This is a genomic window from Amycolatopsis sp. (genome assembly GCF_035546795.1).
Classification (GTDB): domain Bacteria; phylum Actinomycetota; class Actinomycetes; order Mycobacteriales; family Pseudonocardiaceae; genus Amycolatopsis_E.
In genome coordinates, this window is the sequence record NZ_DASZWC010000001.1 from 155,748 (window position 1) to 168,156 (window position 12,409).

Sequence of the window (12,409 nt, forward strand, 5' to 3'; positions counted from 1 at the left end):
TTCCGCGCCGGAGCACCGCCCAGGACCGGGGTCCGATAGGGGCGTGCCGGTCCGGTCCGTTCGGGGGGCTGGACGATCCGGACCGGCACGCCCGTGAGAAGAGAGGCACCGCGACACGGCCCGGGACGCACGGTCCGCCAACACCACTCTTCCGAGTGAACAGCCGTCCGAATTGGCTGGTGGCAGGGTCGAGGGGTTGGTTGAAAGCGCTTCCTCGGGACGGGCGCGCGAGCAGGCGCCACCCTCTTGACTGGCGGCCGCGCCACGGATTCTCCTTCATCCCGGGGCCGGCCCGTCCGGCGAGGGCCCGGTTTTCCTTGCGCTGCAACGGCAACGGACGCGCGCAGAGCACGCTGGTGTTCGCGGTCGCGGCGTCGCGACCGCAGGGTGCGGCTGGGGATCGGGGCGACGGTGGGGTGTCCCGGCTTTCGCCGCCGGGCGGCGGTTGGCGTGGCGTGAAAGCGCTTACCGGAAGGCGTCCACTGTGGACTCCCGCAGCAGGGCCATGAGCTTCGGGCGCAGGGCTGCGCCGACGGCGATGGTGGCGGCGGAGGCGGTGGTGTGCTCGGTGTCGTCGACGTCGAGCACGACTCCCCCGGCTTCGCGGACGAGCAGGACTCCCGCCATGGTGTCCCAGGGAAGGTTGGCGAGGATGACGGTGGCGTCGAGCTTGCCTTCGGCGACCCAGGCGAGGTCGATCGCGGCGGTGCCGAGCATTCTGATCCGCTGTGCGTGTGCGCCGAGCCGGGCCAGCAGGGCGAGGCGGACGTTGTTCCTGGCTTCGGCGCCGGGCCCGGTGGCGAAGTCGCCGACGGAAACGATCGCGTCGGAGAGTTCCTGGGCCGTCGAGACGGCGATGAGCTCGTCTCCGGCATAAGCGCCTTCGCCTTCGGCGGCGGTGTAGCGCACGCCGAGGAACGGTAGGTCGATCGCGGCGACGACCGCGCGGTCGCCGGACACCAGAGCGAGCGACACCCCGCACAGGGGGATACCGCGCGCGAAGTTCGCGGTGCCGTCGATGGGGTCCAGCGCCCACCAGTGGCCGTCGGTCCGGCCGGTGTGGCCGTGTTCCTCACCGAGGATGCCGATCTCGGGGGTTTCGCGTTCCAGAAACCCGCGTACCTCGTCCTCGACGGCGAGGTCGATGTCGGTCACCAGGTCGCGGTCGCCTTTCGCGGTGATCGTGGCGGGGGCCCGGGAGCGGATGACGTGGTGGGCGATCGCGACGGCTTCGCGGGCCACCGGCAGCAGCTCGGCGGTCATTTTCCGGCGAAGTGGTCGAGTTGCGGCAGGTCGTGGCCGAGGCGGTCACGTTTGGCGGTGAGGTAGCGGATGTTGTCCTGACTCGGCGGGGCGAGCAGCGGGACCCTGGCCGCGACCCGGATACCGTGGGCCTCCAGCGCGCTGATCTTGTCCGGGTTGTTCGACATCAGCCGCACGGAGCGCACCCCGAGGTGGCCGAGCACGTGGGCGGCGGGGCCGTAGTCGCGGATGTCGACCGGAAAACCGAGGCTGGTGGCCGAATCGACGGTGTCCAGGCCCTCGTCCTGCAGGATGTGCGTGCGGATTTTGGCGACCAGCCCGATCCCCCGGCCCTCGTGCCCGCGCAGGTAGATCAGGATCCCGCCGCCCTCGTCGACGATGGCGTCGAGCGCGGCTTCCAGTTGTTCGCCGCATTCGCAGCGGGTGGAGCCGAACAGGTCACCGGTCATGCATTCGGAATGCACGCGCACCAGCACGTCGGAGTCCGCGCCGGGATTTCCGTAAACCATGGCCAGGTGTTCGGCGCCGCCGTCCCGGAACGCCACGGCGCGGAATGTGCCGCGCCGGGTCACCAGTGTGGACTCGGCGATGTCTTCACTTTCGATGGCTTTCGGCATTCGTCCCTCGTATCGGTCGTCGACAGGGCGCCTATCCCGGTATACAGGAGGGCCGGTGCTCCCACCACGAAAGGCGTGACCTTCATGGACCTGCTGCCCCTGGGTACGACGGTGGACACGCAGCGCCGCCACGCGAACGTGGCGTTGTTGCCGGTGGGGAGTTTCGAACAGCACGGACCGTTCCTTCCGCTGGCCACGGACACGGTGATCGCCTGCACCATCGCCGGTGCCATCGCGGAAAAGCATCCGGTGGAACTGCTGCCGCCGGTCACCATTTCCTGTTCGCAGGAGCATGCGGCGTGGCCGGGAACGGTCAGCATTTCGGCGCGCACATTGTATTCGGTGGTCCGCGATATCGCGGATTCGCTGCGCCGTTCCGGGGTGCGGAATCTGGTGCTGGTCAACGGGCACGGCGGGAACTACGTGCTGGCCAACGTGGTGCAGGAGGCCGGTGGCGGGATGGCGTTGTTCCCCGGGCTGCCCGACTGGGAGTCGGCCAGGGCGGCGGCGGGCCTGGAGACCTCGCTGGACAGCGACATGCACGGCGGCGAGCTGGAAACCTCGATCCTGTTGCACGCCCACCCGCAGCTGGTCCGGCCCGGCTATGACACGGTCGACACGGTGGCCGACGACAGGCGTCATCTGCTCACGCTCGGGCTGGCCGCGTACACGGCTTCGGGGATCGTGGGGCGTCCTTCGCTCGCGTCGGCCCGGAAGGGCAAGGAGGTGCTGGCCGCGCTGGTGGCCGGTTTCGGCGAGTACCTGGCGATCCTGGACTCGTAGCCGAGGACGAGGACGCCCGGCAGGGCCGAGACGAGGGTGAGCACGCCGTAGACGACCCCGGCGGTGAGGCCCTGGTCCGCGCCGAGCCCGGCCGCCCCGAACGCGAGTGCGAGGAAGGCTTCCCGTGGGCCCCAGCCGCCGATGTTCAGGGGCAGGCCCATCACCACGAGCGCCAGCACCAGCAACGGGATCAGCCGCGTGACCGGCACGTCCGCCCCGGCCGCCCGTGCGGCCACGACGAAGAGCCCGACATGCCCGGCGAGCGTGATCAAGGAGAGCAGCGCGACGCGGGGGCCGGTGTCGCGAGCCAGCAGACAGCGCGCGTCGGCGAGTGACCTGGTGACGCCGCGGCGGATCCGGCCGCCGCCCCTTCGCGCCCACAAGACCACTGCGGCCACAACGATCACGACAGCGAGCACGCCGAGGAGGATTTCCTTGCCTGGCAACAGATCCCGGGTGATCGACGGTTGTGTCACGAGGACGACGGCACCGAGGGACAGCAGTATCAGTTGCCCGGCGAAGCGTTCGAGGAACACCGCTCGCATGCCGCGCCCGACGTCGCCGGAGCGGCGGCCGTGGTCCACGGCGCGGTGCACGTCGCCGAGGATTCCGGCCGGGAGCACGGCGTTGAGCAGCAGCGCCCGGTAGTAGTGGCGGACCGCGGCGGGCAGGGTCAGTTCCAGGCCCAGCCTGCGGGCGATCAGGCACCAGCGCGCGGCGCTGCACACGGTGGTGAGCAGGCCGATGCCGAGGGCGGCGAGCAGCGAGCCGGGGCCGATGACCCGCAGCCCGTCGAGGAACGCGCCGGTCCCCAGCCGCCAGCCGAGCACAGCGAGGATGCCGAGCGCGATGGCCAGCCGCAGCCACGGCCAGAGCCGCCGGGTCATGACGCCGCTCCGGGCAGGGCGAGCAGATCTTGGTGGTGCACCACGACCTCGACGCTGTCCTGGAGGCGGCGGCGCAGGTACGCGCCGGCGTGGCGGGTGAGGCCGGGGTCCTGTTCGCAGGCCGCGCCGACCCAGCCGGTGAGCCATTCCGCGGTCAGCACCGCCTGCCGCGGGCCGAGCCGCCACGGGCTGGGCCTGGTCAGGACGCGGGCGCCGCACTGTTCGAAGGCGGCGGCCGCGACCTCGGGTGCGTCGGGGCCGAGCAGGGTCCCGCGCCGCTGGTGGGCGTTGAACGCCGCGCTGAACGCGGTGTCGAGTGGTTCGGCTGGCGTCATTTCGACCCTCCCGGCGACCGAAAGCGTGAACAGTGCCGGAGTTCCCGCCGCCACGCAGGCGGTGGCGAGGTCGTTCACCTCCGCCGCGCTGAGCAGGTCCAGCAGTGCCGAGGCGGTCACCAACGACGTACCGGTCAGGTCCTCGGCTCGCAGACCGGTGAGATCGCCTTCGCGTGTCTCCACTCCTGACACGGGGCCGCGGGCGATCAGGTTCAGTCGGGCTTCGGCCAGCAGCGCCGGGTCGTGGTCGTGCAGGACCCAGCGTTGCGGGGCGGGCAGCCTGCGCGAGAGCCAGCGGCCCATCGAGCCGGTGCCGCAGCCGAGGTCGCGGATGGTCAGTTCGCCCGCGCCGGCCAGGAATTCGCGCAGCGGGCCGAGGAGTTCGGCGGAGCGGGCGTCCGCGTCGGCGGGTTCGCGCAGGGCCAGCCAGTCCGGGGAGAAGCTCATCCGGCGATCCCCGTCAAGACGTCGGCCATGTCGTGCACCGTCCGGCCCCAGCCGGGCAGTTCCGGGGCCTGCGCGCGGAGCCATTCGCGGGAGACCGGGTCCTCGAACCAGTGGCGCAGCGCGCCGGCGAGCGCTCCCACGTCGCCGGGCGGTACCACGATGCCATACACACCAACGGTTTCCGCGACGGGTTCGGTGGCCAGCACCGGGATGCCGCGGGCGAGCGCCTCGGTGACGACCATGCCGTAGGTCTCGGCGTGCGACGGCAGGATCACGAGGTCCGCCTGGGCGTAGAGCGCATCGAGGGCGAGGCCGGTGCGCGGGCCGAGCACGTCGATCCGCTCCGCCAGCCCGTGCCGCGCGATCAGTTCACGCACCCGGCCGACGTACTCGGGGGCACGGGTGAGCGGGCCGGCGAGGCGGCAGTGCCACGGCAGCTCCGCGACCCTGGCCAGCGCTTCGACCAGCACGTCCTGGGCTTTTCGCGGGGTCACCGACGCCACGCACAGCAGGGACGACACGCCGTCCGTGCCGGGGGCCCGGGGCTGCGGATCGACCCCGGGCGGCACCACGTGCACCAGGGACAGGCCGTGCCGGACCGCGAGGCGGCCGGACGCCGCGGGGCCGGTCGCCACCACCGCGGCCACGGCGTGCAGCACCTCGCGTTCCCGTGCGTCCAGTTCGGCGGCGGCCGCCGCGCTCAGCCCGGTCTCCTCGGCCAGCGGCAGGTGCACCAGCACCGCCAACCGGAGCCGTTCCGCTTGCGGGACAACGATTTCCGGGGCATTGCAGGCGAGGAGTCCGTCGAGCAGCACAACCGAACCCACGGGCAGCGCGGCCAGCCGGTTCACCTCGTGCAGCTCGTGCACCGTCCACCCGGCGGCCCGCAGGCCCTCGGCAAGGCGCCGGTCGTAGACGTTGCCGCCGCTGGGCGCGGCCGGATCGTCGACATCGGCGGGCAGTACGAAGTGGACGGTGTTCACAACGTGCGCTCGTAGCTCGCCCATGCGACGTGCGATTCATGCAGCGTGACGGTCAGCCCGGCCAGGCCGCGCGCGCCTTCGCCCAGCGCGCCGGCCTCGATGCGCGCGGCGATCCGGTCGGCGATCACCTTCGCCAGGTACTCGGTGGAGGTGTTGATCCCGGCGAACTCCGGTATCTCGTCGAGGTTGCGGTAGTCCAGGTCCGCCAGCACCTCCTTGAGCTGCCCGGTGGCCAGGCCGATGTCGACCACGATGTTGTCGCCGTCCAGGTCCGCCCGGCGGAAGGTCGCGTCCACGACGAACGTCGCGCCGTGCAGGCGCTGCGCCGGGCCGAAGACCTCACCGGAAAAACTGTGCGCGACCATCACGTGATCGCGGACGGTGATGCTGAACAAGACGTGCTCCTTCAGGAATAGGTGATGCGGTGACACAGGGCGGGCAGCTGCCCGCCCGCGAGCCGGGGCAGCACGGCGGGCAGTTCGTCGAACGCGCTCTCCCCGGTGATCAGGGCGTCGAACGCGGGATCGGCCAGCAGGTCCAGCGCGAGCGCGAGCCGTTCACCGTAGCTGCGCCGCCGCGCGGGCGAGACCGTGCCGACCTGGCTGGCACGGATACTCAGCCGCCGCGAGTGGAAGTTCTCCCCGAGCGGCACGCTGATCCGCCGGTCGCCGTACCAGCTCAGCTCGATCACCTGCCCCTCGGGCGCGAGCAGGTCCAGCGAACGCGCCAACCCCGCCTCCGACGCGCTCGCGTGGATCACCAGATCACAGTCGCCGCGCGCCCGCTCCGGCGAGGTGAACCCGACCCCGAGCGCCTCCGCGACCGCGGCCCGCGACGGATCGGGATCGGCCAGTTCCAGCCGCACACCCGGGATTTTCGCCAGGATCGCGGCGGCACTGCACCCGATCATGCCCGCGCCGAGCACCGCGATCCGGTCCCCCACCAGCGGCGCCGCGTCCCACAGCGCGTTCACCGCGGTCTCGACCGTGCCGGCGAGGATCGCCCGCCCCGGCGGGACCGTGCCCGGCACCAACGTCACCGCGTCCGCCGGCACCACGTACCGGGTCTGGTGCGGGTACAGGCAGAACACGGTCCGCCCGAGCAACGGACCCTCCTCCACCACGCCGACGTTGAGGTAGCCGTACTTCACCGGCCCGGGAAACTCGCCCTCCTGGAACGGCGCCCGCATCACCGTGTACTGGCTCTCCGGCACCCCGCCGGAGAACACCAGCGTTTCCGTGCCCCGGCTCACCCCCGAGAACAGGGTCCTGACCAGCACGTCTTCCGCGCCGCGCGCGGGCAGGGCCGCGGCCCGGATCTCGCACTCCCCAGGCGATTTGAACCAGAACGCCCGGGCCGAACGTGTCATGGAAGACCTCCCAGAAAGGTGCGGGGACCACGATGATCACACGAGCACAGCAGAATCCGGTCTACACGCCGGGCGCGCCGTCCGCAGGCTTCGCCGCACAGATCCTGCTGCTGGCGCTGCTCGGGGCCGCTGCCGGCCTCGGCCCGGCGGGCTGGCTGGCCGGGGTTTTCTACGGGCTGGGCCTGGTGCTGCTGCTCGGCTCGGCGATGCGCCACGCCGGGCGCGCCGCCTTCGGCCCGGCCGACCACGTCACCTTCGCCAGGGCGATCCTGGCCGGCGGAGTGACCGCACTGGTCGCCGACCACCTCGGCACCCCGGGCCCACTCGCGGTGTTCGTCCCGCTCGCCGCGGTGGCGCTGGCGCTGGACGCCGTGGACGGGAAAGTCGCGCGCCGCACCGGCACCACCTCCGCGTTCGGGGCACGCTTCGACATGGAGATCGACGCGTTCCTGATCCTGGTGCTCAGCGTGCACGTCGCGTGGACGGTCGGGCCGTGGGTGCTGGCGATCGGCGCGATGCGCTACCTGTTCGCCGCCGCCGCGTGGCCGGCACCATGGCTGCGCGCCGAACTGCCCGCGAGTATCGCGCGCAAGACGGTCGCCGCCATCCAGGGAATCGCGCTGCTCGTCGCCAGTGTGTGCCCGCTGCCCGCCGCCGCAGCGGTGGCCGCGCTCGCACTGACCGCGCTGGTGTGGTCGTTCGGCCGCGACATCCGCTGGCTGGCGCTCAACCCGGCGCCAGCCCGTGCCGGTACGCGTAGGTGACCGCCTGCGCCCTGTCCCGCGCCCCGATCTTCCCGAAAATCCGGTTGACGTGACTCTTCACCGTCGCCTCGCTGACCGTCAGCAGCTGCGCGATCTCGTTGTTGGACAACCCGTTCGCGATGTGACCGAGCACCTCCGCCTCCCGCCGCGTCAGCCCGTCCGGCGGCCGCTCGGCGGCCGGGGCAGCTCCGGCGAGCGCGGCGATCAGATGGTGCTGCACCGCCGGATCCACCGCGGCCTGGCCCCGGGTCACCTGTTCCAGCGCACGGCGAATATCCTCGGCGCCCGCGTCCTTGGTCAGATAACCCCGCGCCCCGGCGCGCAACGCGTCGAGCACGGACCTGTCGTCGGCGTAGGTGGTCAACGCGACCACCCGGACCTCCGGGGCCCGCGCCCCCAGCCGGCGGGTGGCCTCGATCCCGTCACAGCGCGGCATCCGCAGATCCATCAGCACCACGTCCGGCCGCAACTCCAGCGCCAGCGCCACCGCCTGGTCACCATCGGCGGCCGCACCGGCGATCTCGACCCCCGGCAACAGGCCCAGCAGCATCGCCAGCCCCTCCCGCACGACCCGCTGATCGTCGGCCAGCAGCACCCGGATCACGCCGGAACCCGCAGCGCCACCCGGAAACCGGTCCCGGTCGGCCCCGCCGCCAGCGTGCCACCGGCCAGCTCGGCCCGTTCCCGCATCCCCGTCACCCCATAACCCTGCCCGTCCCCGGCACCCGCCGGCACCCCGAAATCCTCCACCGTCAGCACCACCACGCCCGGACCGTAGCCAAGACGCACCTCGACCCGCACCGGTTCGGCGTGCTTGCGGACATTGGTCAACGCCTCCTGCGCCACCCGGTACACCGTCAGCCGGATCTCCGCCGGCAGCTCGACCTGCTCCCCGGAAACGACGCAATCACAACGAATCCCGGTGTCGCGCTCGAACTCCCCGGCCAACGCGGGCAACCGCTCCGGACCGGGCAGCTCCTCGTCGCGCAACGTGCCGATCGCCTGCCGGGCCTCACCAAGCCCGGCCTGCGCCAGACGGTGCGCCCGGTCCAGCGTGCCGGCCAGCCGCGGGTCCGCCGGGTCCGCCGCGGCCAGCAACCGCGCACCCTCCAGCTGCAACACCAGCCCGGACAACGAATGCGCCAGCACGTCATGCATCTCGCGCGCCAGCCGCTGCCGCTCCGCCAGCGTCGCCGCACGCACCTGCGCCTGCCGTGACTCCCGCAGCTCCACCACCAGCCGCTCCGACTCGGCGGTGCGCTCCTCCAGCTTGTGCGCGTAGATCCCCAGCCGGTAGAACGCGATCGCACCCAGCTCGTTGAGCAGCACCGTGATCAGCGGCCGATGCCCCGACAACACCCCGAGCACCCCGATCGCGACCAGGAACACCGCCGCCACCACCAGCCCGCCACGCCGGTCCATCGCCCGGAACGCCACCGCGCTGGCGATGATGAACACCCCGAAATAACCCACCCCGTTCGGCTCGAACCACACCAGCACGAGCGAACCGAGCATCACCAGCCCCAGCACGACCCGCTCGACCGGCTTCCACGCCGCCAGCCCGTACAACAGCGCCACACCGCCGAGCAACACGACGAGCATCGCGCCCAGCACAAGCGGCCCGGTGCCGCGCGTCAGCGAATCCGGCTCCGTGCGCACCGCAGTCGCCGCCACCACGACGAACAGCACCAGCACAGCCGCCCGCCGCCGGAGCAGGACCCGCGAACGCTGAACCACAAGACCGGCCACCGCCCCGACGCTACCGGCCACGCCCGCCACGGGTCCCGCACCCGAGGGTGGAAAACGCACGTCAACCCCCGGGTGCAAACGTCCACTCCGGACCGCAAATCCCGATCGCCACCCCCACGCCGACGCGCTCCGCCCCCGGCACCCGCCACGATCAACAGCACAATCGAGGGAGGACAACGGAAATGCCGTCACCGAAACAAGTACTGCCCTCCAGGCTCGGCCCGGGCATCGTGCTCAACGCCGCACTGCCGCTGCTGGCCTACCTGCTGCTGCGGCCGCACGTCACGAACGACTTCACCGCACTGGCCATCGGCGCCGCCATCCCGGCCGTGATCACGCTCGCCGAATTCGCGATCCGCCGCCGGATCGACCCGGTCGGCGTCGTCATGACGATCGCGTTCGCCGTCGCGCTGATCGTGGCCGCACTGTCCGGGGGCAGCCAGGTCGTGATCGAAACCCACGACGCCGTCATCACCGGCCCACTGGGCGCACTCCTGCTGCTGTCGGTGCTCGTGCGCCGGCCCCTGCTCCTCGTCGTGAGCCGATTCCTCGCCCGCCGCAAGGGAATCCCCGTCCGGCTCGACCCTCACGCCGCCGCCGTGCTGACCGCGCTCGCCGGCACCGTCGCGGTCGTGCACTCCGCCCTGCTGCTCGTACTGGCACTGAGCCTGCCTGTCACGACCTTCCTCGCCATCGGCCGCCCGATCGGCTGGGTCGTGCTCGGCCTCGGCGCGGCCACCCTGCTGTGGTACCGCTCCCGGATCAAACTCACCACGGCCTGACCCGGACCGGGGCCGGCAGGCGAACCACCCACCGGCCCCACCGCGTCACGGGATCACGACCCCTTCCGGCAGATCCGCCCGCGTCGACGCCAGCTCCTGCGCCGTCCGCCGCGGCGGCACCCCCTCGGCGAGCCACTGCCCCACCAGCAACGCGACCTTCGCCCGCATCTCCGTGCGCAACCGGTGGAACGAATCCGCCGGGTTCGCCCCGACCTGCCCCAGCAACAGCCACCACGCCCACGCCGCGGCACCGGCGTTGGCCACGAAATCCGGGATCACCGGAATCCCCCGCACCGCCAGCATCGCCTCGGCCTCCGGCGTCGTCGCCGCGTTCGCGGCCTCCACGACCACCTTCGCCGCCACGTCCACCGTGTTGTCCGGCGTGATCGCGTACGAGATCGCCGCCGGCACCAGAATATCCGCCCGCGTACCCACGACAGCGTTACGCGGCAACAACTCCACGTCGGCCGGCACCCTCGACCGGTCGATCTCGCCGAACGCGTCCCGCAGCTCCAGCAACGCCGGGATGTCCAGACCACCCGCCCGGTACAACGTGCCCGCGGCATCGGCCACCGCGACCACCTTCATCCCCGCCTCGTGCAGATACCACGCCGCGCCACCACCCATCGTGCCGATCCCCTGGATCGCCACCGTCGTCGCGCCGGTCTCCCAGCCGTTCGCACCGGCCACCCCGAGACACGCCTGCGCCACGCCGTAACCCCCGATCACGTCGCCCAGCAGCAACCCACCCGGCACCGGCGCGTTCAACCCCGCCCGCACCCGCCGCAACGTCCGCGCCGGATCCGCCGCCCGCCGGATCGCCGCGTGGTACGACTGCTCCAGCCCCAACCGCGCGAACACCTCGTCGATCAGATGCTGCGGCACCCCGAGATCCTCCGCGGTCACCCAATGGGCATCCAGCCACGGCCGCATCGCCTGGCAGAACCGCTCCAGCACCCCCACCGCGTCCGGATGCTTCGGGTCGAAATCGATCCCGCCCTTGGCGCCCCCGACGGGCAGCTCGAACGTGGCAGTCTTCGCGGCCATCCCCCGGGCGAGATCCTCGACCTCCGACATCGTGCAACCGGCCCGCATCCGGGTCCCCCCGGTCGCCAGCCCCGACACCAGCGTGTGCACCACCAGATAACCGTGGGCGCCGGTGACCCGGTCGGTCCAGGTCAGCCGCAGCAACGGCTCGGCGTGCCCGGCGCCCGGCGCGGCGGGAAGCTGAGGCAGGGTCGCGCCCTGGTCGTGCATCGTGGTCACGGAAGATCCTCCTTTTGGGCACAGCAGGGCCCACAACGGGGAAGAAGGGTTTTCCCGGCCCGCCCGGCCGGTGACTCCAGAGTGCGGCAGGAAATCCCCGCGCGTCCAGTTAAGGATCATGCACGGTTCCGTTCACGCTTCCTGCACACTGCGCCGCGGTTGCCTACCCTGGGACGCATGGAGCTCTCGCTGCACCGCTTGCGGATGCTTCGGGAACTGCACCGCCGCGGCACCGTCACCGCGGCCGCGGCCGCCCTGCACTACACGGCGTCGGCGGTGTCCCAGCAGCTCGCCCAGCTCGAACGTGACGTCGGCGCCAAACTCTTCGAACGCCTCGGCCGCCGCGTCCAGCTCACCGAACTCGGCATGGTCCTCACCGAACACGCCGACGAGATCCTCCGCTCCGTCGAACGCGCCACCATGGCACTGGAGGAAGCACAGGAAGGCGTCTCCGCCCGCCTCACCGCCGGCGTCTGGGCCTCCGTCGCCTCCGGCCTGCTACCACACGCACTCACCGCACTCGCCACCGAACACCCCGGCATCGAAGTCCGCACCAAGGAACTCGCCCCCGAAGACACCGCCGGCGCCGTCCGCGACGGCGCACTCGACTTCTCCTTCGTCATCGACTACTCCGACTACCCGATGCCCTGGGACCCCGCACTCACCCGCGTCGTCATCGCCGTCGAACGCCTGCACGCCGCCGTACCCCGCGGCGTCATCCCCGCCGCCAACATCCACCTCACCGAACTCGCCGAACAACCCTGGATCCTGGCCGGCCCCCGCTCCCACTTCGGCCGCGCCGTCCGCCTCGCCTGCCAGCGCCACGGCTTCGAACCCAAGATCAACCACGAAGTCGGCGAACAGGCCACCGCGCTCGCCATGGTCGGCGCCGGGCTCGGCGTCACCCTCGTCTCCGACCTCGGCCTCGTGCTCCGGCCGCCAGGGGTCGACATCGTCGCCCTCACCGAACCGGTCATGCGCACCGTGTCCATCGCGCACCGCACAGCCAACTCCCGCCGGCCCTCCCTGCAACTCGTCATCGACGCCGTCCGCGCCGCGGCCGCCGAAAAAGGCCTCGGCGCCGCCGCCCCACTACCCGGCCCCAACCCGGTACCCGCAGCAGGAACCATCCCACCCGCCGCCGGCACAGCCGGCTGACCCCGG

At 71.8% G+C, this 12,409-nt stretch carries 13 protein-coding genes and 1 pseudogene; 4 read left to right on the plus strand and 10 right to left on the minus strand.

The window, feature by feature from the left end; translation table 11 throughout:
* Positions 1 to 465 precede the first annotated feature (465 nt).
* Both VHD82_RS00830 and ribA read right to left on the minus strand, forming a co-directional pair.
* Complete coding sequence (locus tag VHD82_RS00830; RefSeq protein ID WP_325695870.1) at positions 466 to 1,263, minus strand: inositol monophosphatase family protein; 798 nt, start codon at positions 1,261 to 1,263, stop codon at positions 466 to 468.
* Positions 1,260 to 1,880 carry a GTP cyclohydrolase II gene (gene ribA, locus VHD82_RS00835; protein ID WP_325695872.1) on the minus strand — a complete coding sequence of 207 codons (621 nt, stop codon included), beginning with the start codon at positions 1,878 to 1,880 and terminating at the stop codon, positions 1,260 to 1,262. The genes VHD82_RS00830 and ribA overlap by 4 nt, the downstream gene beginning before the upstream one ends.
* 84 nt (positions 1,881 to 1,964) lie before the next feature.
* On the opposite strand from ribA, the gene VHD82_RS00840 reads away from it, so the two are divergent.
* Positions 1,965 to 2,663 carry a creatininase family protein gene (locus VHD82_RS00840; RefSeq protein WP_325695874.1) on the plus strand — a complete coding sequence of 233 codons (699 nt, stop codon included), beginning with the start codon at positions 1,965 to 1,967 and terminating at the stop codon, positions 2,661 to 2,663.
* A gap of 74 nt (positions 2,664 to 2,737) precedes the next feature.
* Here VHD82_RS00840 and VHD82_RS00845 read toward each other — a convergent pair.
* The 5 genes and pseudogenes from VHD82_RS00845 to VHD82_RS00865 form a co-directional block, all read right to left on the minus strand.
* Positions 2,738 to 3,550 (minus strand): annotated as a pseudogene (locus VHD82_RS00845) (lysylphosphatidylglycerol synthase transmembrane domain-containing protein); the annotation flags it as partial.
* Complete coding sequence (locus VHD82_RS00850; protein ID WP_325695876.1) at positions 3,547 to 4,332, minus strand: class I SAM-dependent methyltransferase; 786 nt, start codon at positions 4,330 to 4,332, stop codon at positions 3,547 to 3,549. The pseudogene VHD82_RS00845 and the gene VHD82_RS00850, both read right to left, overlap by 4 nt.
* Complete coding sequence (locus VHD82_RS00855) at positions 4,329 to 5,315, minus strand: glycosyltransferase family 4 protein (protein ID WP_325695878.1); 987 nt, start codon at positions 5,313 to 5,315, stop codon at positions 4,329 to 4,331. The genes VHD82_RS00850 and VHD82_RS00855 overlap by 4 nt, the downstream gene beginning before the upstream one ends.
* Entirely contained in the window at positions 5,312 to 5,710 is a 399-nt protein-coding gene (locus VHD82_RS00860; RefSeq protein ID WP_325695880.1) for a 6-carboxytetrahydropterin synthase, read from the minus strand. Before VHD82_RS00860 ends, VHD82_RS00855 begins: the two co-directional genes overlap by 4 nt.
* A gap of 11 nt (positions 5,711 to 5,721) precedes the next feature.
* Entirely contained in the window at positions 5,722 to 6,684 is a 963-nt protein-coding gene (locus VHD82_RS00865; RefSeq protein WP_325695882.1) for a zinc-binding alcohol dehydrogenase, read from the minus strand.
* 32 nt (positions 6,685 to 6,716) lie between these two features.
* Here VHD82_RS00865 and VHD82_RS00870 point away from each other — a divergent pair, with 32 nt between their 5' ends.
* Complete coding sequence (locus tag VHD82_RS00870; RefSeq protein ID WP_325695884.1) at positions 6,717 to 7,448, plus strand: CDP-alcohol phosphatidyltransferase family protein; 732 nt, start codon at positions 6,717 to 6,719, stop codon at positions 7,446 to 7,448.
* Here the strand turns inward: VHD82_RS00870 and VHD82_RS00875 are convergent.
* Positions 7,411 to 8,052 (minus strand): response regulator transcription factor, encoded by a 642-nt coding sequence (locus VHD82_RS00875; protein ID WP_325695885.1) that lies wholly within the window; start codon positions 8,050 to 8,052, stop codon positions 7,411 to 7,413. The two genes, VHD82_RS00870 and VHD82_RS00875, sit on opposite strands and share 38 nt — an antisense overlap.
* Positions 8,049 to 9,197: a sensor histidine kinase gene (locus tag VHD82_RS00880; RefSeq protein WP_325695887.1), complete on the minus strand. Its 1,149-nt coding sequence runs from the start codon at positions 9,195 to 9,197 to the stop codon at positions 8,049 to 8,051. Before VHD82_RS00880 ends, VHD82_RS00875 begins: the two co-directional genes overlap by 4 nt.
* 182 nt (positions 9,198 to 9,379) lie before the next feature.
* On the opposite strand from VHD82_RS00880, the gene VHD82_RS00885 reads away from it, so the two are divergent.
* Entirely contained in the window at positions 9,380 to 9,979 is a 600-nt protein-coding gene (locus tag VHD82_RS00885) for a VC0807 family protein (RefSeq protein ID WP_325695889.1), read from the plus strand.
* A 45-nt stretch (positions 9,980 to 10,024) separates the two neighbouring features.
* Here the strand turns inward: VHD82_RS00885 and VHD82_RS00890 are convergent, their stop codons facing one another.
* Positions 10,025 to 11,236 carry a Glu/Leu/Phe/Val dehydrogenase dimerization domain-containing protein gene (locus tag VHD82_RS00890; RefSeq protein ID WP_325696162.1) on the minus strand — a complete coding sequence of 404 codons (1,212 nt, stop codon included), beginning with the start codon at positions 11,234 to 11,236 and terminating at the stop codon, positions 10,025 to 10,027.
* A 186-nt stretch (positions 11,237 to 11,422) separates the two neighbouring features.
* On the opposite strand from VHD82_RS00890, the gene VHD82_RS00895 reads away from it, so the two are divergent.
* On the plus strand, positions 11,423 to 12,403 hold the full coding sequence (locus VHD82_RS00895) for a LysR family transcriptional regulator (protein WP_325695891.1): 981 nt from the start codon (positions 11,423 to 11,425) through the stop codon (positions 12,401 to 12,403).
* Positions 12,404 to 12,409: the final 6 nt, after the last annotated feature.